Source organism: Longitalea luteola (genome assembly GCF_017356035.1).
GTDB lineage: Bacteria > Bacteroidota > Bacteroidia > Chitinophagales > Chitinophagaceae > Niastella > Niastella luteola.
The window spans coordinates 165,810-185,362 of record NZ_JAFIQX010000004.1 but is presented as its reverse complement, the minus strand read 5'-3'; the positions used below and the strand labels follow the sequence as shown (position 1 = coordinate 185,362).

The 19,553-nt window shown below is 46.5% G+C and carries 15 protein-coding genes; 5 read left to right on the top strand and 10 right to left on the bottom strand.

Annotation, left to right across the window (positions count from 1 at the left end; all coding sequences use genetic code 11):
* Positions 1-166 precede the first annotated feature (166 nt).
* From JUB15_RS12155 to JUB15_RS12140, 4 genes are all read right to left on the bottom strand, one after another.
* On the bottom strand, positions 167-2,623 hold the full coding sequence (locus JUB15_RS12155) for an ABC transporter permease (RefSeq protein WP_207512756.1): 2,457 nt from the start codon (positions 2,621-2,623) through the stop codon (positions 167-169).
* 251 nt (positions 2,624-2,874) lie between these two features.
* The gene (locus JUB15_RS12150) at positions 2,875-4,263 is read right to left on the bottom strand and encodes a Gfo/Idh/MocA family protein (protein WP_207512755.1); all 1,389 of its coding nucleotides are present in this window, start codon (positions 4,261-4,263) and stop codon (positions 2,875-2,877) included.
* Positions 4,264-4,291: 28 nt separating this feature from the next.
* Complete coding sequence (locus tag JUB15_RS12145; protein ID WP_207512754.1) at positions 4,292-4,984, bottom strand: molybdopterin-dependent oxidoreductase; 693 nt, start codon at positions 4,982-4,984, stop codon at positions 4,292-4,294.
* 143 nt (positions 4,985-5,127) lie between these two features.
* Entirely contained in the window at positions 5,128-8,373 is a 3,246-nt protein-coding gene (locus JUB15_RS12140) for a golvesin C-terminal-like domain-containing protein (protein WP_207512753.1), read from the bottom strand.
* Between the two features lie 348 nt (positions 8,374-8,721).
* Between JUB15_RS12140 and JUB15_RS12135 the strand changes: the two genes are divergently transcribed.
* Entirely contained in the window at positions 8,722-9,324 is a 603-nt protein-coding gene (locus tag JUB15_RS12135; RefSeq protein ID WP_207512752.1) for a hypothetical protein, read from the top strand.
* Between the two features lie 89 nt (positions 9,325-9,413).
* Positions 9,414-10,715, top strand: a complete 1,302-nt coding sequence (locus JUB15_RS12130; RefSeq protein WP_207512751.1) for a radical SAM family protein — start codon at positions 9,414-9,416, stop codon at positions 10,713-10,715.
* Between the two features lie 209 nt (positions 10,716-10,924).
* Here JUB15_RS12130 and JUB15_RS12125 read toward each other — a convergent pair whose 3' ends face one another.
* A complete protein-coding gene (locus tag JUB15_RS12125) occupies positions 10,925-11,329 on the bottom strand; it encodes a hypothetical protein (protein ID WP_207512750.1) in 405 nt (134 codons plus the stop codon).
* Between the two features lie 411 nt (positions 11,330-11,740).
* Between JUB15_RS12125 and JUB15_RS12120 the strand changes: the two genes are divergently transcribed.
* The 3 genes from JUB15_RS12120 to JUB15_RS12110 all read left to right on the top strand — a co-directional run bounded on the left by JUB15_RS12120 (position 11,741) and on the right by JUB15_RS12110 (position 14,906).
* Complete coding sequence (locus JUB15_RS12120) at positions 11,741-12,265, top strand: DinB family protein (RefSeq protein ID WP_207512749.1); 525 nt, start codon at positions 11,741-11,743, stop codon at positions 12,263-12,265.
* Between the two features lie 348 nt (positions 12,266-12,613).
* Positions 12,614-13,504 (top strand): hypothetical protein, encoded by an 891-nt coding sequence (locus JUB15_RS12115; RefSeq protein ID WP_207512748.1) that lies wholly within the window; start codon positions 12,614-12,616, stop codon positions 13,502-13,504.
* Positions 13,505-13,616: 112 nt separating this feature from the next.
* Entirely contained in the window at positions 13,617-14,906 is a 1,290-nt protein-coding gene (locus JUB15_RS12110) for a bifunctional folylpolyglutamate synthase/dihydrofolate synthase (RefSeq protein ID WP_207512747.1), read from the top strand.
* A 101-nt stretch (positions 14,907-15,007) separates the two neighbouring features.
* Here JUB15_RS12110 and JUB15_RS12105 read toward each other — a convergent pair whose 3' ends face one another.
* The 5 genes from JUB15_RS12105 to fbp all read right to left on the bottom strand — a co-directional run bounded on the left by JUB15_RS12105 (position 15,008) and on the right by fbp (position 19,353).
* Positions 15,008-15,565 carry an NUDIX hydrolase gene (locus tag JUB15_RS12105; RefSeq protein WP_207512746.1) on the bottom strand — a complete coding sequence of 186 codons (558 nt, stop codon included), beginning with the start codon at positions 15,563-15,565 and terminating at the stop codon, positions 15,008-15,010.
* A gap of 189 nt (positions 15,566-15,754) precedes the next feature.
* On the bottom strand, positions 15,755-16,276 hold the full coding sequence (locus tag JUB15_RS12100; protein ID WP_207512745.1) for a YfiT family bacillithiol transferase: 522 nt from the start codon (positions 16,274-16,276) through the stop codon (positions 15,755-15,757).
* Between the two features lie 72 nt (positions 16,277-16,348).
* The gene (locus JUB15_RS12095) at positions 16,349-17,113 is read right to left on the bottom strand and encodes an ABC transporter ATP-binding protein (protein ID WP_207512744.1); all 765 of its coding nucleotides are present in this window, start codon (positions 17,111-17,113) and stop codon (positions 16,349-16,351) included.
* A 479-nt stretch (positions 17,114-17,592) separates the two neighbouring features.
* Complete coding sequence (locus JUB15_RS12090) at positions 17,593-18,171, bottom strand: CAP domain-containing protein (RefSeq protein WP_207512743.1); 579 nt, start codon at positions 18,169-18,171, stop codon at positions 17,593-17,595.
* Positions 18,172-18,327: 156 nt separating this feature from the next.
* Positions 18,328-19,353: a class 1 fructose-bisphosphatase gene (fbp, locus tag JUB15_RS12085; RefSeq protein WP_207512742.1), complete on the bottom strand. Its 1,026-nt coding sequence runs from the start codon at positions 19,351-19,353 to the stop codon at positions 18,328-18,330.
* Positions 19,354-19,553 lie beyond the last annotated feature (200 nt).

Sequence of the window (19,553 nt, the reverse complement as noted above, 5' to 3'; positions counted from 1 at the left end):
GTTCAAAGTTTATAGTTCAAAGTTTATAGTTCAAAGTTATGCGCCTCGAGCCTTGGTGTTCTGCATAGCTTTGCCTTCAGCGTTTTTGCCTTCAGCCTTCAGCCTTTAGCCTTCAGCCTTTAGCGTTGCGCGTTCCGCGTTAGGCGTTCCGCGTTAAGCGTTTCGCTTACTCACTGCGTAACGCTTTTACCGGGTTGGCCAGGGCAGCTCTTATACTTTGGATACTCACTGTAATAAAAGCAATGATTATCAACAAAGCCGGCGCCAGAATGAATACGAACCAGCCCAACTGAATATGGTACGCAAAATTGCTGAGCCATTTACTGGCGGTGAAATAAACAACCGGAACGGCAATGAGCCCCGAGATACAAACCAGCCTAATGAAATCGCTGAATAACAAATAAACAATACTGTGTACAGTTGCTCCAAGCACTTTGCGAACACCAATTTCTTTGGTGCGCAGTTTTATAGCGAAGGTTGATAAACCGATCAGCCCCAAACAGGCTATAACAATGGCCAGTATGGTGAAGAGCGCGAAGATGTCACCGAAGCGCTCATCGTCCTGGTACTGCCGGTTGAAATACTCATCGAGGAAAAAGCTTTCAAATGCGTTGCCCGGAAAGAATTTATCGTATTGCGCTTTGATAAAAGCAAGTGTTTTACCAGCGTCTTTTGTATTCATGTTTATGGAGAAGTAAGCCCAGTTGTAACTGTCATTCTGATAATACAGCATGGGCAAAATAGGGTCTTTTAATGATCGCTGATGAAAATCCTTTATCACTCCAACGATCTCGCAGGTAATATCGCCAAACCAGGAAACAACTAGCACCTTTTGGTTCAGTACTTCATTAATATTGTTGTACCCAAGCATTTTAGCCGCCTGCTCATTCACCAGCGCTTTGGTGTTCAATGTTTCAAAAACGTTGCCTGATGGCTGGTTGGGCAGGTTGTTACCGGCTGCCAGTTGCATGTTATAGGTGGGTATAAAATCGTGATCTGTCACTATCAGGTCGCTCACAAAACCTTCTTTTCTGTCCTGGTTGAACCTCCTTACGGTATTCCGTGCCCATATCGTTTTGCCGGGTATTTCTGTTGAAGGTGCTATATTCACAATGGCCGGATGTTGCTGCAGGGCTGTTTTAAAGCTTTGGGCTTTGGCTGTAAAAGTGGAGTCAAATACCGCAGGCGCCTTTATAACAGCAATTTGATTGATGTTATAACCCAACTGCTGATTACGCATAAACGATAACTGCCGGTATACAATGATGCTACCTGCGATCAAAAGTATAGACAGTACAAACTGTCCCGATACCAATATTCTTCTTAATGTAATACCTTTATTTGATCGCAGGAATTTGCCTTTCAATACCAATGCGGGACTGAAAGCCGATAAAAGGAAAGCAGGATACATGCCAACCTGGATGGCGCCTGCAATAAAAATAAGTGCTGCTACTAACCAGAATTTCCACATACTCATAAGCCCCGAATTCAAAAAGCCCGCCGTGATTTTTTTACCGGTGAGCTGATCGAACAAAGGCGCAAATCCGATAATCAAAGCAATGGCTATGAATAGCGCAAAACAATTTACCAGGAATGACTCAAAAATAAATTGCCTGATCACCTGGGGCCGGGTGGCGCCGGCCATTTTTCGCAAGCCCACTTCCCGCGCGCGCTCCATTGATTTTGCGGTAGACAAATTGATATAATTGATCCAGGCGATCACGAGGGTCAGTATGCCCAATACCGAAAGGAAATATACCGTTCTTTCACTGCCGGCTGGTTCCGGTTCCCCTTTCAAACCCGACTTCAGGTGAATATCGGTGACAGGCTGCAAAGAGAACTTCGCCCTGAAATTGAATTCCTTCATTTTGGCAGCCAGGTATTTTTCAGTGAAAGCCGGCAATTTAGCTTCCAGCTTTTTGAGGTCGGCATCGGGAGCAAGCATCACATAATTATAGAATTCGGGCCAGCCCCACTCTGTGTAACCCCATTTTTCACCAGCTGTTGCAAAGGAGGTCAACATATCGAATTTGATATGTGAGTTTTGCGGAAGATCTTTAAATACACCGGTTATCTTTAATGGCATTTGATTAATGACAAGAACTTTGTCGAGTGCATTGGTTGTACCGATGTATTTTTTAGCAATCGATTCGGAGATCACTATGGTTTGTGGCGCTTCCAGCGCTTTTGCCGGATTGCCAGCTATAAACGGAAAAGAGAACATCGATATAAAAGCAGCATCTGCTATATAAAAATTGGCTTCATTGAAAATTTTCTTTTCACCTTTTTCATTCGTGTACCACATGGTTGAAGTCTGGCTGAAGGTGGTTGGTTTTGCCAGCCGGGCAAACTCAACTACTTCAGGAAAATCGGCTTTCATAGCCGGGCCTACAGCAGGGTGTGTGGTTGCCAGACCTTTTGCCGAGCCGTAATAGCTCATGGATATCCGGTATAACCGGTCAGCATTTTTATGGAACCGGTCGTAGCTCTTTTCAAAACGCACATATAGAAAAATAAAAAAGCAGGCTGCCATACCAATAGCCAGTCCAACAATATTGATGGCCGAATACACTTTGTTGCGGGTGATATTGCGCAGTGCAATGGTTATATAACTTTTCAGCATCGGTTCTGAAGTATTACATCAAAAATAGAATAGTTGAAGTAACAACTCCATTGCCAATTGCTAAAATGTTTACTATCAGTATATTAAAGTGAGATATAAAAAATGGATTGTTCGAAAATGAACAGTCGTTGTACGAAAGAGTTACAGGTTAGTTACAAAGTCCGGGTTACAAGGCTAAAATATTGACGTCCCTGCAACCTGTACCTGTAACAGATAACTATATCCACAGTTTCCAACAAACTTAGTGATACTTATATAGTAATGGACATCACTTTATTCGTCTTCCGGCTTTCTTCTGCCATAAAACCCATGATATGGCTTTCTATCGATTCATCGATAGTAGATGTTAGCAGTTTGGGATTTTGCTGCGATACTGCCTGCACAAAATCATGCGCCAGCAGCCAGTCGCCCCCACCATGACCGCTGTTCTTGTATTCATCAACATCTTCAGCTTTGGGAACCAGTTTGGTTTGCTTATCTGTTCTGAAATCGGTGATCACCAGTTCATTCATATCGCCTACCATATCGCCCATTGACCCCATAACACGGGTGCGGCGCCCTGCATAGCTTGTGAATGCTTCCATAGAGAAGCTGGCGGTTATGTTATCGCCGAACCTGATATTAGTAATATAATGATCGGGCTGGTCATTGTCCATACGATATACACAACGCCCGTAATTGGTGGTCTTTAGATTTTGCATGATCGCTTCGGCGTGTTTCTCCTTGTCTTCCGGCAGATCAAATACACCTAAGCGTTGCCTTTTTTCGTGATACATCCTGATGGCTGAATAAGGGCAGCTGCGCTCCACTTTACAACCATCGGTACAACGGGCAGTACTGCCTTCCGGTGCATTTTCTTTTCTAAACCACTTTAGATCGCCCATGGCTGAGATCTGTTTGGCGGGCTTATTGATGATCCATTTTATAATATCCAGGTCGTGGCATGATTTGGCCAGGATGATCGGCGTTGTTTCCTTTGAGTTATGCCAGTTGCCGCGTACATAAGAATGCGCCATGTGCAGATGCTCGATGGGCTCCAGGTGTTGTATGCTGATGACCTCGCCAATAGCACCCTGCGCCAGCAGTTCTTTCATTTTTACAAAATAAGGTGCATAACGTAATACATGGCATACGGCTACAATGCGGCCGGTTTTTTTAGCAAGCGCCAGAATATTACGGCATTCTTTTTCGGTGGGCGCAATGGGTTTTTCCAGTAAAATATCGTATCCCATTTCAAGCGCTTTCATGCAGGGCCCATAATGCAGCGCGTCGGGTGTTGAGATGATGATGGCATCTGCAAACTTGGGCCGTTCAAACACTCTTTCCCAGGTATGAAAGCGGTTTTTCGCATCGATCTGGTGTTTGGCAGCATAGCGTTCATTCCTGATGGCAATGGGCTCTGCCACTCCTACAATATCCAGCAGGCTGGGAAATTTGGCGGCAAAATTTCCATATACATTTCCACGGCTACCAGCTCCAAGGGTAATGGCGGTTACTGGTTTTTCAATTTTTTTGTACAACGGATTGTGTGGCATTTCATATTCAATGGTATCATTGGCAAGCCGCGCCATAGTGTTTGAGCCCAATACCGTGGCGCCTACACTCAAACTGAGTTGTTTTAATACGCTTCTTCTATTCATGAGTAATATGTGAGGGTGGAGAAAATCGTTAACTATACCTGTCATTCCGCCATGGGTATGCTGTATTCGAGTAACCTCTTTCTTCCCAGAAACCCAATACATTTTTTTTCAGGAATTCTATTCTGCAGATCCATTTAGAACCTTTCCAGGCATACAACTGGGGCGTGATCATGCGCACCGGACCGCCATGTTCTATTGGCAAGGGCTCCCCTTCTACCGTATGCACGAGTAACACATCGGGTTTCAACGCTTCTTCCAGGGCAACATTCGTGGTGTATTCGTCGTAACCGTAGCAAAGAATGTGGGTAGCTGTTTCTTTGGGTTGAACCAGGGCCGCCAGATCCAGCAACCGAACCCCTTTCCAGTTCATATTTAATTTCGACCAGGTGGTCACACAATGAAAATCGGAAGTATCTTCTATTTGTGGCAGGGCCATAAATTCATCCCAGTTCAATGTTACGGGATGCTCCACTTCGCCATCTACGATCAATTGCCATTCTGTTAAGGGGATCTCAGGTTGAATGCCCAGATCGAGCACAGGCCATTTCCGGGTTTCCGTTTGCCCCACAGGAATTTCAGGCATTCCATGCCGGTTTGGTTTACCCGTACCCATGGGCCGTTCATCGGCGACTGATGGCGTTTGTCTCATCTTTTCTTCAAACCGGTTCTTCAATTTCATGCGGGCTTCCACTATCCGCTTCAATTTGTCTGATTGCTCCATGCTCATGAAATTAGGAAAAAAGTTGAAAAGTTGAGGAGTTGATATGTTGAGCGAGTTGATAATGAAAAGAGTAAGAGTTAACAGGTAAGCGAACAACAGGGAGGTTTGAGTTTGAGACCTCCCTATTGCCTATTGTCTATTGTCTATTGAACCAACACCTTCACTGTCTGCAGGTGCTGTTCATTCACATTTGCAGATTTGTCCGCCGAAGCCCTGACGAAGGCGGACAACCAATAAATACCTTTTCCGAACTCATTGGCGGGAATTGTGACCGTGCGACTGTTACTTACCGTCACCGTATTTTGATAAACAATTCTTCCTTCTGCATTCATCAGGCTTAAACGAACGGGACCATTGCCATTGATCTTAATGCGGATATTGTCGCGGGCGGGATTATTCAACACAAACAACTGTTGCGCTGCTTCATTTTGTATGATGGCCAGGTTGGAGATCGTTTGCTGATTGTTCTTATCCGTTGTTACCACCCGGTAATAAGCGGTCGTATTAATATCGTTATCATTGATCTCATACTGGTACCCTTCACCGACAGAGCCCATCGGCGTTATGCGTCCGCTAATGGCTTCGAAATGTTTGCCATCTTTACTTCTTTCGAGGGTGTAATAAGCAGTATTTGTTTCCGGACCTGTTTCCCATTCAAGCCTGTTACCGCGGTGGCCATGTTTGCCGATCAAAACAAAACCGCAATGCCTGTCGGGCTTCGATAGATAATCAACCGATGCGCAAACCAGGTTGTTACGCACATTACCATCAACAATGGCTTCAACCGGAAATCCAAAATACAACACCCTGAACCGGCCTTTATAACCAATACCCGCGCCGGCGCTGCTGGTGTTGGCATAGTTCAGTACTAATTCCGATCCGCCTATTGTATCGATCACATCGGGAAAATCTACGTTGTACGAACCGTTGACGCCATTCCCGAAGGTGCCGCTGCCTCCATTAAAAAAGCCGGTAGTACCATTAAAGTTATATGTGCCGGCACCATCACTTACATATACCGCTTTCAGGTAGTCTTTATAAAAGGCAGAATCTGCATTTGGCGAACCTGAACGGCCAAGGTCCCACCCTATTTCTGAACCGGAGATCAGCAGGCGTCCGCCTTTGTCGAGGTATTTTTTAATGACTGCTTTTTCTGCCGAATCAAGGGAACGGCCGGTGGTAGTTTCTTCACCTGCAAACCAGTCAACGGCAAAATATTTCGATAAGGCCATTCTGCCGGAGGCGATCACTTCGTTCTGCACACCATCAAATGCCACATCGCAACCGGCGAGCCCATTCCCATGTTCTACCATATAGCTGTAGTTGTTCATGCTGCCGAGTACCATTCTGCGTACATTGCCGAGGGCGCTGCTTTCAAATTTCAGCAGCATGGCAGATGCATCGAGCCGGTCGAACCCATCGACCAGCAGCCAGGTAACCGGTTTATGTTTCACCGGTACGGCATGACGCGGCGTGCGGGCGGCCACTACGCTGGAAGCAAAGGATTCGCCTCCGGCATTTACTGCGGTAATTTTAAAGAAATAGGTCTTATTCGGTCTTCCCCTGAAAATATAGGTAGTGTCAATAACGTCAATAGCGTCACCAAATCCGCGGCCGTTCTCGCTGATGTATACCCGATAACCGGTGGCCGGGTCACCATAAATGCCGCCGCTTACCGGGGCTGACCAACTCAAATGGATCTTATGATGCCCGATGTTTCGGGCGGCCACTTTGTTGGGTTCTTCCGGTAAAACGGTGCGCCTGATGCTATCACGGTATGTATAAAATTTCAGAATGCCTTTGTACATCGCTCTGGCGGCCAGTCGCCGGAATTCCGGTTCACGCATCGCTGCCGCATCACCGGTGTGATCGTGAAAACCTAATTCTATCAGCGTTCCGGGAATGCTGCGCAATTCTCTTAATTCGCCGAAATTGGCGGTCTTTACACCTCTGTCGGTCCAGGTACTGCGCCAGCCGGCCCTGATGTCGGCAATGATCTGTTTATGGATGCTGTCGCGCAACTGCGTGCTGCCGGGGGTGATAGTAGGTTGCGAGGCGCCCCCACCGTTATAGCGGTAACTTTCGGTACCGGTTCCGCCGCCGGCATTGGTATGAAAAGAAACAAAGACCGCATTGTTTATTTCTGAAGGCAACCCCTTGCTTAATTCCCATTCGGTATAAATGGGTCGAACCGTAACATCTTCGCGGCAGGGCGGATGGCCCTGGAACCGCGCATACTGACGAGCCGATTCTTCAAACCGCGGCCGTCCACTGGCCATGCCACCATTTAAACAATCGGGGGTTTCACCAATACCCCCACCCAGCCGGATGGCATCTGCTACAATTGCCTGTGTGCTGTCGGCCGACTGATTACTGATGGTAACATTGTAATTACCACCGGCAAAAAAATAGAATTGTCCCAGGTACACCCAGGTGTCGCCATGGATCTCCTGGTTGACGGTGAATTTGGTGGTGCCGCCTGCATGGGTAACGGCATATTTCACGTCAGTAGCCCGGTTCACACCACTGATATAGCGCACCGAAACCCAATATAATCCACTGGTGGCTACCGTGGGCCTGAAAACAGCAGTAGCCGTGGCTGTTGCGCTGGCTGCATGGGTACGGTAGGTGCCGCCATAACCAGCAATGGTGCCATTAGACCAGGCGCCGGTTTCTGTATAGGCCGGTGCACCGTCATCATTATTGACAATGATCTCAGCGGTGTTCATATCGCGTTCGCGAACACTCCAGACGTTGGCGCCTGCATTAATGAGATAGTTCAACAAATAATAGTCAACCGTTTCTGCTGTAGTAAAATCTTCAACCAGTTGGTTCGAATTGCCGCGCTGGGTAAGAAAACCGAAGCCGGTGCCGGTATTCTGCCAGCCATGGCCCGGACTTAACCAGACGGTTTTGCCGCTTAAGGCGCCTGCGGAAACCGGTTGTCCGGCCCCCGGCATTACGCGCGCCAGGGCTGCGCCTGCAGCTCCCGGTTGATCGGGATAGGGATCATTGTTCTTCACTGCTTCATACTTTTCAATGGGCGGCGACAGTACAAAAAAATCGAGTGTTTTCCATTCGCCGGATGCCTGGTCTTTGGCCAGCAGCAGCACATTTCGGCTGTCTGTATCGGTCAAAAGGTGTAACAAAAGTTCCGTCAACAGTTCTGATTCGGTTTCAGTAATGGCGCCGGGTATAAACGACTGACCGGTGTTGAAGTATACCTGCAGCTCGTCATTGACCTTAACGATACTATCGGCCCGTAAATGAACAGCAGGTTCCCGCGCGATCAATTCATTCACATGATGCACGCGGCTGGTATCGTTCTGTGCCATGGAAAGGGAGGTGGAAAAGACTAAACACAAAAGGACAGGTAGTAATTTTCTCATTGGTAGGTTGGTATTTGATTAGATTAAACCTACTGAAAAAATGCGTGCTGTCTGAAAAATCTATGGTGCATAAAAACGCATATAGTAATGTGATAATGTGATGATCCCGCAGAGCGGGACAAGTTGTGATGATTTGATGATGTGATGATGAAATACACTTCAGCGCGGAAACGTGAATCGGCAATCGTAAAACCGTGTCACGGTGGCCTTCGAACCGGCAACCGGTAACTGGTACCCTCACACCTGTAACTTAACCTGCAACTCATTTTAGCACCCGCAAAACTAAAAATGTACTAATGACATTATGGAATTAAACACGCGCTGCATCTAAGTACAAACTACTGTTGTATGAACTCACTAGCCCTGCCTGTTGTTCATCCAGCATTTCAAAAATTGAAACGCGCTGGTCGCTCTTTGCATTTCGCTGCCGGTGGATTGATCCTGGTACATGCGCTGTCGCATTTGAACCAACCTCACAGCAGTCCCATTTACCTGGGCTGTTTATTATTTATGGCAGTCGACATTTTTATTCTGGCCATAGCAGGTAAAAATATAACCGCTGATCTGCCGCTGGTGAATCTATTCTTCCGGCTGGTAGAGATCATCTTCTTCCTAGGCATTGGTATTACCTCCTGTTTGTCTGGCGAGTGGCTGATCGGCGCCGGGCATATTGTAATGAGCCTGGCGTATGCTTACCTTTTCTGGTGCGAAAAGAAAATGCTCAACACGGAATATGTGGCGCTGCACCATACAGGCATTACCATTCCTGCCCTGCCTGAAAGCCGTTTTTTCATCTGGTCGAACATCGATCGTATTGACGCTCAATATGATCGCATCACTATTGCCGCCTCTGGCGACAGATCATATCGTTTTGACCTGCGCCAAAATCTTCAATTCGAAGAACTCGATCAAATTCACGAATTTTGCAGACATTATTTAAAACAGGCGTAAGGCCGAAGGCTGAAGGCTTAATGCAGGTTCCCTTTCGGGATTTTGCCTTAAGCTGTAGGCTTTAAGCCTTTAGCTTTTAAAAGTGATTGATGTCTGAATTAAAGAGTTCGCCGTATTTATTGTATTCCGACGGAAAAGGAAACATTTTTGAGGATACTACATTATATGCTACCGGAAGAGCCGGTTGGGATGCCTATGAGGTGCCGGTAGAAGACTGGATCGTATTGCCCGATGGCGGTTCTTTGTATGAATTGCCCGGTCGCCGGGGAATCGGTATCGATGTGGCAACGGGCCACATGCGCCTGTGCGAAAAAGGCTGGGCGGTGGCTGCCTTTATTCCGCCTGCCCATACGGGTTTATACCTGGCTGCTTACGAAACAGCCGCCGATGCCCCTACGTTGCCCCTGTTCTGTTATACCGCTGTGGGGTGGCAGAATGATGTATTCTATGTACCGGCAGTGCGTATTGAACAGGACATCCGCCAGGAATGCGCCGGTTTCGATACAAAACGTATTGAATCAGGAGTAGCTACTTTCCTGAAAGCCTATCCGCACAACCGGCTGGTAAAACACCTGGCCGATAATTGTTGCATGACGTATAATTGTCCGGCCGCCCGTAACTATTTTATGGGCCGCTGGGAATGCCCGGTGCCTTCATCTCCGGCGTGTAATGCCAATTGCATTGGCTGTATTTCTTTTCAACCCCAGGATGAAGAGATCGTTTCTACGCAGGACCGGCTCACCTTTAAGCCCACTGCTGAGGAAATTGTAGAGTTTACCGTGCCGCACCTGGAAACGGCGCCTTTTCCGATCGTTAGTTTTGGCCAGGGCTGCGAGGGTGAACCGCTGCTGATGTGGGAAACCATTCGCGAGTCGATCATTCAGATGCGCAAGCATACTTCCAAGGGAAGTATTAATATCAATACGAACGGGTCCAAGCCGGCTGCGGTAAAAGCATTGTGCGAAGCGGGATTGAATTCCATTCGCGTAAGCACCAATTCGGCGCGTAAGCATATTTACGAAGCGTATTACCGCCCCAACAATTATCAGTTTGAAGACATCATAGAAAGCTTGAAAGTTGTGCGCAGCTATAATGGCTGGGCGAGTATCAACTATTTTGTGTTCCCGGGCATGACCGACAGTGTGGAAGAATATGAAGCATTGCGAAAGTTGATCATCGATACCGATCTGAATATGATCCAATGGCGAAATTTCAATATCGATCCCGACTGGTACATGGGCCGGATCGGCGCCTATGAAACCGGCGATCTGCTGGGAATAAAACAGTTGCAGGAATTAATTCATGAAGAATTTCCCCAGGTGAAGTTCGGTTACTTCAATCCAAGTATGGAGCGGATTACGGGAAATTACGAAGAAGATTTCGCGCATTGAGGATGGGCAATGGTCAATGGTCAATGGGCAATGGTCAATAGTCAATGGGCAATGGTAAATGGAATTCGTTTCCTCTTTGTTTCGAAATTCCGAAAATCGCGAGCTATTCACCATTGACCATTCACCATTCACCCAAAAAAAAAGCGCCGGAACAACCGACGCATTATAAAACACTCTATGATGATGATTGACTGAAACTGCAGGTTCGGTTATTTAACCTTGTTGATCGTAGTTTCCTGAACGTACGTGTGATTTCTGTTGATAGAATACACTTCTGTAGTTCCTTTTTTAGATCTTACTACAACACTCAATGCTGTATCACCGAGATCTTCTGATTTTAAGAGGAATTTCCTGGTGATACCGGTTCCTTTGAATTTATCGTTGTACAACACGTTGCCATACTCGTCGCGGAAAATTACGGTGTACTCATCTTCTTCTTTATTCGCCAGGCTCAGTTCGAATACCGGTTGATTTTCCATGTTGCCGATAAACTTTAATTCTGTGGCGTTCTCTCCTTTATCTCCGTCATTGGCAAAAGCAGGTGCTGAAAAAGCCAATGTAAAAGCCAGTGCTACGATTGCCAGTTTTCCGTAATTCCTCGATTCAGTTTTCATGTTTGTATGTTTTATGCGTTTAATGCGTTTCGTGATGCAAACATAATACGGGTTTTCCCGCCGCTAAAATCAACTCAGGGCCGTTTTTAGGATGCTTAAAGCGCGTGTGAAAAGTTAAAAGCGGCCATGGTAGCGGGTTTAATAGAAAATTGACGATGATGGCCAAGGCTTAAAAAGGCTGAAGGCAAAAGGTTGAAGGCGCAAGGCGAAAGGCAACAAGGCATAAAGGCAAAGAGACACGCCTTCGCCAAGGCTATGGCGGGCAAGGCATGAGTTTGTGGAGGCTCGAGATTTATCATTAGTTTCAAAAAATCATGAGCCATTCACCATTGCCCATTGACCATTGCCCCCTTTAGGGGGTTAGGGGTATCGCGGACAAACTCACTACCTTTGCCTTCTAAATTAACCTGTATGCAATTTGACCTGGAAAAAGCGCTGCCCATCTTGGAAAGAACGCCACTGGTGATTGAAGCTATGTTATACGGACTGGCAGATGAATGGTTATTCAGTAACGAAGGCGGCGGCACCTGGTCGCCTTTCGAGATCGTGGCGCATTTGATACATGGCGAAAAAACCGACTGGATCCCCCGCACGCAGATTATTTTAGGGCAAGGCGACAAACTCTTTCCTCCATTCGACATGGAAGGACATGTAAAAGAAAGCAAAGGCAAGACAATGAGTCAGTTGCTCGATGAGTTTAAAGTGCTGCGTAAGGATAACCTGGCGGCGCTCAAAACAATGAACCTGACTGATGAAATACTTGAAAGCACCGGTATCCATCCGGTTCTTGGTACCGTTACCCTGCGTCATTTATTAGCGTCGTGGGTAGTGCATGATCTCACGCATATCCATCAGCTAAGCCGCGTTATGGCCAAACAATATGATGAAGCCGTAGGACCATGGAAACAGTTTATGGGTGTGCTCAAAACTAATTAGCTGATGTGATAATTAGCTAATCCCGGCTTTGTCGGCACAAGTTGTAATAATAAAATACAGTTCCATACTTAAGCCACCGTCACTGAATTCCCATTATTGATTGTAGCTGAAGCCGCCAACGGCGAAGGCGCATTCACGATTGACCATTGAGGATTGTCGATTGACGATTGACGATTCGCGATGCCGAACATAAGGTTTCAAAAGTTCACCATTTGCAGGAAATACCTGGAAAAACTCTGTTAAAATTTGTGCAACGGGCAACATCGATATGGATTTGCTGTTCAATTAGCATTATAGTTGTAATAAACTCTAAACATTGGTTATCTTAGTGTAATCAAAATACTGATCATGACGCAGCACCAGGAATTTGAATCCAAAAAGAATATACAGGCTGGCAGCTATACCGCACTGGTGGTTGGCTTGATGCTGGTTATTTTCATTTTTGTAAAATGGGGTATGCCGCCTTTGCCGCAGCCGCCTATGGAAGAAGGTATTGAAGTTAACCTCGGAAACAGTGATATGGGCATGGGCAATGATCAGCCCTTTGAACCCGGCTCCCCTGCCCCGGCTCAACAACAGTCAGTATACGTTCCGCCTACCAGGGCGGAACCTGCCAAAGAAGATGTAAAAGATATTGAGACTGATGATAAGGATGTGGATGCACCGGAAATTAAAAAGCCCCCGGTAGCAAAACCGGAAGCAACCAAAGTGCCGGAGAAAGAAGTTGTGAAAAGCAAACCGGTAAATAATCCGCAGCCTGTAGAAACACCTGCACCGCCTGTTCGCAAACCCAAGGCTACCATGGGCGCTGTTAATGGTACAGGCACAGGTGGCAACGAAGCTTCTACCTACAAAAGAGGCGGTAGCGAAGGTATTGCCGGCGGAACCGGTGATCAGGGCCGGCCTGGCGGTAATCCCGATTCAAAGAATTATACCGGCGGCGGACGCGGTAATTCGGGTATTGCCATTAAGAGTGGTTTATCGGGCCGTATGTTCACCAGGGTTTATTCCTATACCGATGATTTCAATGAAAATGCGACCGTAGCGGTTGATATAAAAGTTGATCAGGCAGGGAATGTCATCAGTGCCAGTTATCAGCCAAGAGGTTCCACCACTTCAGAAAGCTTTTTTAAAGAAAAGGCCATTGATATCGTTCGCCGGTCAAAATTAAATGCTAATCCAAACGGTCCTGAGGCACAGACAGGCACCGTACTGGTCAAGTTCAAAGTAAGAGGGTAATTCGAGGACTTACTAATCCTTTCTTATAAAACAGGTGTGCCATTCGCCAGCTGACGGATGGCACACCTTTTTTTCGCAGTTTTCTTTTAGCTTTGTCGCCCTAATTATAACGATGACCTACGAGCAAGCGACGAACTATCTGTTTACCCGGCTGCCTATGTTCAGCCGGATTGGCGCAGCCGCCTATAAGAAGGACCTCACCAATACCATCCGGCTTTGTGAATACTTAGGCAATCCGCATAAAAAATTCAAATCAATACATATTGCCGGAACGAATGGCAAGGGTTCCACCAGTCATATGCTGGCGGCCATACTGCAAACAGCAGGTTATAAAACCGGCTTGTACACGTCGCCGCACCTGCGCGATTTCAGGGAGCGGTTCCGGGTAAATGGTGAAATGATCGATAAACAGTTTGTCGCCAATTTTGTCGAACGCATTCAACCCGCCATTGATGAAATAGAACCTTCCTTCTTCGAGATCACCGTGGCGATGGCTTTCGAATATTTTGTACATGAACAGGTAGATATCGCCGTGATTGAGACCGGACTGGGCGGCCGTTTGGATTCTACCAATGTGATCGTTCCCGAAGTAGCTGTTATTACCAATATCGGTTGGGATCATATGAATCTCCTGGGCAATACCCTGCCGGCTATTGCCATGGAAAAAGCCGGTATCATTAAACCGCAGGTGCCGGTTGTCATCGGCGAAACGGCGGCGGAAACAAAACCGGTATTTGAACAGGTAGCCAGCGAGAAACAGGCGCCATTGGTGTTTGCCGATAAACAACGCTATGTGGCCGAGTGGAAATATGATCATCACCAGTTGGTGCTGCAGGTATCTCCTTCCTCTTCCGATCAACGCAGCACCTATCAGTTAGACCTCCCCGGATATTATCAAACCAAGAACTGCGTCACCGTGCTGGAAGTCGTACATCAACTGCAACAGCGCGGCTATAAAATAACGGAAGAACATGTGCAGAAAGCTTTGCAGCAGGTGAAAAAACTCACCGGTCTGCATGGCCGCTGGGAAGTGATCCATGCCAATCCGGTAGTAGTATTGGATGTTGGACATAACGAAGATGGCATTAAACAGATCACGGCACAAATTGAATTGAGTGATCATCAACATTTGCATATTGTGATCGGACTGGTAAAGGATAAAGAGATCGAAAAAGTGTTGTCTTTATTACCCAGGGAAGCCACCTATTACTTTACCCGGGCACAAATACCGCGGGCTTTGCCTGAAACAGAACTGGCTGCCAGGGCACAGGCCATTGGGTTAAAGGGCCATGCCTATAGTGATGTGAACACGGCATTACAGCAAGCCATGAATAAAGCATCAAAGCATGATTTGATAATCGTGTGTGGCAGTGTGTTTGTAGTGGGAGAAGTTAGTTTGTGAAGCCTGAAGCCGGAAGTCTGAAGTCTGAAGTCGGAAGTCTGAACAGCCTGTAATTCCGACCTCTGACCTCGGACTTCTGACTTCGTATCGGGAACTACAATTTAAAATTTCAACTCTCCTAACTTAGCCAGCGCATACATAATAGCCGTCACGTGCATACTTTGAACGATCTCGTTATCACGGAGCATTTGCTTTAATTCATCCATCGATACCAGGTGAATTTCGATATCTTCATTCTCATCAAATTCCTGGTCCTTTACTCTTTTGCCGCCGGTAGCCAGGTACATGTGCATCCAGTTATTATTGGTACTGGGATTGGCGCTGGTCTTTCCGAGGTATTCAAAGCGGGTGAAGCTATAACCCGTTTCTTCCAGCAGTTCGCGGGCAATGGCATCTTCATAAGTCTTGTCGGTATCATCTACACAGCCGCCGGGGATCTCATAATGCGTCTCCTGCAAGCCATGCCGGTACTGGCGTTCCAGGATCACCTTCCCATCTTCCGTAAGCGCTACGGCTGTTACCCAGGTAGGGAATTCGTATACGTAGTAAGGAGCTACCAGTTTTCCATCGGGTCTTTCACAGGTGTCATTGCGCACAGTGAACCACAGGTCTTTGAATAAATATTCCGACTTTATTGTTTTCCATTTCAGGTCTCTCATTCCTTCATTTTTTGTCATTGGTTGTGAATGGTGAATTTGCTCAATCGTCAATCGACAATCCTGAATCGTCAATCGACAATCCTGAATCGTCAATTGACAATCCTGAAGAGCTTACCTATTAACTGAACAACTGAATATATGTAAACTGTGAACTTTGAACTTTAAACTGTGAACTTTAAACTTTGAACTTTACCACCCGTTCCGTTCCCGCAACGAAGTGATATGTGCTACGTGATGTTTGCCATGCCAGGCATAGTTGCCTAAGAGATAATACAGCGTCATTTCTTTTTTATGTTCCGGGTGAAATACGGTACGGTTCCAGGCGTCTGCCGGCAGGTTCAGCATAGCCGAATGCCAGCGGGTATGTAAAGCATATAACAGCGTAATAGAAATATTGATGGACACCGCATTTACATCGGCCAGGTTGGCCCATAATGTTTCTTCATAGGGCTTGATGACCGGATTATTTTCCGTTAATCCGAGTTTGATCCGGATGTAGGCATTTATATGGCTGTCGGCCACGTGGTGCACCACCTGTTTAACCGTCCAGCCGCCATCGCGGTAAGGAGTGTTCAGCTGCTTTTCATCGAGGTTCTCGATAGCCATTTCCAGCATGCCCGGCAGGAACTGGATATCCTGCAGCCATTCGCGTTTTTGTTTGTCGGAGAACGGTTGTGGTTCGTATCTACCTATTGGATAACGTAAATCCATAATTTGAAAATGTTATAATCCCGCAGAGCGGGACAAGTTGTGATAATGCGATAATGGAAACCGCCCAACGTATTATTTTTCGTCTCTCAGCGCATGGCCTGTCAGGTGAATGAACACATCTTCGAGGTTGGCTTTCTTTACTTCTTTGGGCCGCTCAAAGCCGGTTGCAACCAGGTCGTCGATCAGTTTATCGGGCGTTGCCAGGGCGATGATCTTTCCTGCATCTATGATGGCAATGCGATCGCACAATACTTCGGCTTCATCCATATAATGAGTTGTAATGATCACGGTAGTGCCTTTGGCCCTGATCGATTGAATGAGGTCCCACAGATTGCGGCGGGCCTGCGGGTCAAGGCCGGTGGTTGGTTCATCGAGGAAAATGATCCGGGGATCATTAATAAGTGTAGTAGCAATGGAAAAACGTTGTTTCTGCCCACCGCTAAGGTCTTTGAACTTGCTTTTCGCCTTATCTTCCAAGTTCACCATTTTCAACAGGTCGCGGGCAACGATCCTGCGATTGTACAAACCGGCGAACAGATCGATCAGTTCTACGAGGTTCAACCCCGGATAGAAGCCGGACGTTTGCAGCTGCACGCCGATCACCTGTTTAATGGAATTCGGATCTTTATCGAGGTTGAATCCATTTACCCATACTTCACCGGAGGTTTTCTCGCGCAGGGTTTCAATGATCTCGAGGGTGGTTGATTTGCCGGCGCCATTAGGGCCCAGCAAGCCGAAGATCTCCCCTTCCCTGACATCGAAGCTGATGCCTTTCACTGCCTCGAAACTGCCGTATTTTTTGATAAGATCCTTTACCGAAATGATCACCTTACTCATGTACTTGTTCCTGAATTTGAGGCACAAGATACCCCCAATTGAATAAAATTTCTGATTTCTGATCGCGGGATTTTGTGATTTGCTCTAATTTGAACATGCTCAAATGTCTCCAGAACCCTAATTTTCCAATATAAATCTCAAAAATCCCGATGAATATAATTTCTGATCGCGGGATTTTGCGATTTGCTCTAATTTGAACATGCTCAAATGTCTCTAGAACCCTAATTTTCCATTATAAAAAATCTCAAAAATCCCGATGAATACAATATCTGATTTCTGATTGCGGGATTTTGCGATTTGCTCTAATTTGAACATGCTCAAATGTCTCCAGAACCCTAATTTTCCAATATAAAAAATCTCAAAAATCCCGATGAATATAATTTCTGATTTCTGATTGCGGGATTTTGCGATTTGCTCCAAAATCTCAAAATCTCGAAATCGAAAATCTCGAAATCAGAAATCTCAAAATCCCCTGCCTGTTATTTAGCGAAGAGTTGCGTAAAATATAGCTGGTTTTGCATGTTACGGGTCACCCCGATACCGGTGTATTTAAAATTGCCCTCCATATTTTTGCGGTGTTCGGCGCTTTTGATCCAGCCGTCGACCACTGCCCGGGCCGACAGGTTGCCAAAAGCCACATTTTCGCCTACCTGTGTAACGCCGGGCACTTTGTCCATAATGTATTTCATGCGGAAGGAAAGCCCCTGGTGACCAAATGGAATACGGTGCGTGCCCATATCCATGCTGTGCCGGCGGGCCTGGTATTCCATGGCTGCATTGCTTTGCAGCGGTCCGAGTTTTTTCTTTTTCCTGTAGTCATTTACCAGGGCCAGGATCTCACGTTCCAGTCCTGGCGCCAGGTTGGCTTTAACAACAGGGGTAGAAGGCGTGACCACCACTTTCTTTTCAGTTGTAGTTCCGGCGGTGGTTGATCCGGCCGTGCTACCGGTTTTGCTGGTAGTACCCGTTGAACTGGTCGTTGTTTTAGTGGTTGTGCAGCCAGCTATTGTTAAAATTATGTAAACGAAAACCGAATAAATACTGATTATTCTACACATATCCCGTTCATGAAGTGATTAAAACCCCATCGATGCTAATACTATACCAGAAATCTGGCTTAAGGCTAAATGCTTAACGCGTTCAGCCTTGAGCCTTCAGCCTTAAGCGTTTCACGTTTTGCGCTTTGCATTAAGCGTCTTGCGTTCAGCGTATTGTTAAGCCTTCGTTCTGCCATTCAGGCATTCATCCAGTTCATTCATCATGCCGCTGCTGCCGATGAATAATGGACTGCGCTGATGCAGTTCGGTCGGTTGAACATCCAGGATCCTTTCTTTACCATTGGTTGCCCGCCCACCGGCTACTTCTGCAATAAATGCAAACGGATTGCATTCGTACAGCAAACGCAGCTTGCCATTTGGTTTATCAACAGTTCCCGGATACATGAAGATGCCGCCCTTGATCAGGTTGCGGTGCACATCCGCCACCATGCTGCCGATGTAGCGCTGCGTATAGGGGCCACCGGTATCTTTGTTCTTTTTCTGGCAAATGTTGATGTATTTCTGAACGGCCGGTTCGTACTGGAAGAAATTACCGTGGTTCACCGAGTAGATCTTGCCAAACTCAGGGCATTTGATATTGGGATGGCTTAAACAGAATTCGCCAATCGAGGGATCGAGGGTAAAACCGTTCACACCGCGGCGGGTAGCATATACCAGCATGGTTGAACTTCCGTAAACGATATAACCAGCCGCTACCTGGTTCCTGCCGGGTTGTAAGAAATCATCTGCTTTGGCAATAGTGCCTTTTTCCGATACGCGGCGGTATACGCTGAAAATAGTTCCGATAGATACATTCACATCTATATTACCACTGCCATCCAACGGATCGTACAGACAAACATATTTCGAGTTCTTGCTGACAGCATCGTCAAAAGCCACATATTCATCAAGCTCTTCACTGGCAATACCTGCGCAGCTGATACCATGCTGCAACACACCGGTGAACTGGTTATTGGCAAAGACATCCAGCTTCTTTACATCTTCGCCCTGTACATTTATGGTGCCGGCATCACCGAGTATATCTACCAGTCCGGCCTTGTTTACTTCTACATTTACCCGTTTGGCTGCCAGACCAATATCCCTTAAAAGGCCGCTCAACTCACCGGTTGCATGTGGAAAATCTCTTAACTGCTGAATAGTGAACTCATCAAGGGTTAATACATTTCTGTTGATTGTGGTCATATTTCAATCCATTGTTTGGTTAACAGTTGTTAGCTGGCGAAGATAGGGAAACAGAAGTCAGAAGTCTGAAGCATCAAGCCAGAAATTTCCGAATTTTTTAAGTCATACATAATATACTATCTCCTGTGATTCCTGATTGCTGCATGTAGCGAGCGGCTTTTGGGATTTGCCCGGGTTCAGCCATTCCAAAAAAATTTAAA

Coding starts and splice junctions, on each gene's coding strand:
- JUB15_RS12120 (WP_207512749.1), top strand. CDS start 11,741: ATGCAATTTGACCTGGAAAAAGCGCTGCCCATCTTGGAAAGAACGCCA.
- JUB15_RS12145 (WP_207512754.1), bottom strand. CDS start 4,984: ATGGAGCAATCAGACAAATTGAAGCGGATAGTGGAAGCCCGCATGAAA.
- JUB15_RS12140 (WP_207512753.1), bottom strand. CDS start 8,373: ATGAGAAAATTACTACCTGTCCTTTTGTGTTTAGTCTTTTCCACCTCC.
- JUB15_RS12095 (WP_207512744.1), bottom strand. CDS start 17,113: ATGAGTAAGGTGATCATTTCGGTAAAGGATCTTATCAAAAAATACGGC.
- JUB15_RS12100 (WP_207512745.1), bottom strand. CDS start 16,276: ATGGATTTACGTTATCCAATAGGTAGATACGAACCACAACCGTTCTCC.
- JUB15_RS12115 (WP_207512748.1), top strand. CDS start 12,614: ATGACGCAGCACCAGGAATTTGAATCCAAAAAGAATATACAGGCTGGC.
- JUB15_RS12150 (WP_207512755.1), bottom strand. CDS start 4,263: ATGAATAGAAGAAGCGTATTAAAACAACTCAGTTTGAGTGTAGGCGCC.
- fbp (WP_207512742.1), bottom strand. CDS start 19,353: ATGACCACAATCAACAGAAATGTATTAACCCTTGATGAGTTCACTATT.
- JUB15_RS12125 (WP_207512750.1), bottom strand. CDS start 11,329: ATGAAAACTGAATCGAGGAATTACGGAAAACTGGCAATCGTAGCACTG.
- JUB15_RS12135 (WP_207512752.1), top strand. CDS start 8,722: ATGAACTCACTAGCCCTGCCTGTTGTTCATCCAGCATTTCAAAAATTG.
- JUB15_RS12110 (WP_207512747.1), top strand. CDS start 13,617: ATGACCTACGAGCAAGCGACGAACTATCTGTTTACCCGGCTGCCTATG.
- JUB15_RS12090 (WP_207512743.1), bottom strand. CDS start 18,171: ATGTGTAGAATAATCAGTATTTATTCGGTTTTCGTTTACATAATTTTA.
- JUB15_RS12105 (WP_207512746.1), bottom strand. CDS start 15,565: ATGAGAGACCTGAAATGGAAAACAATAAAGTCGGAATATTTATTCAAA.
- JUB15_RS12155 (WP_207512756.1), bottom strand. CDS start 2,623: ATGCTGAAAAGTTATATAACCATTGCACTGCGCAATATCACCCGCAAC.
- JUB15_RS12130 (WP_207512751.1), top strand. CDS start 9,414: ATGTCTGAATTAAAGAGTTCGCCGTATTTATTGTATTCCGACGGAAAA.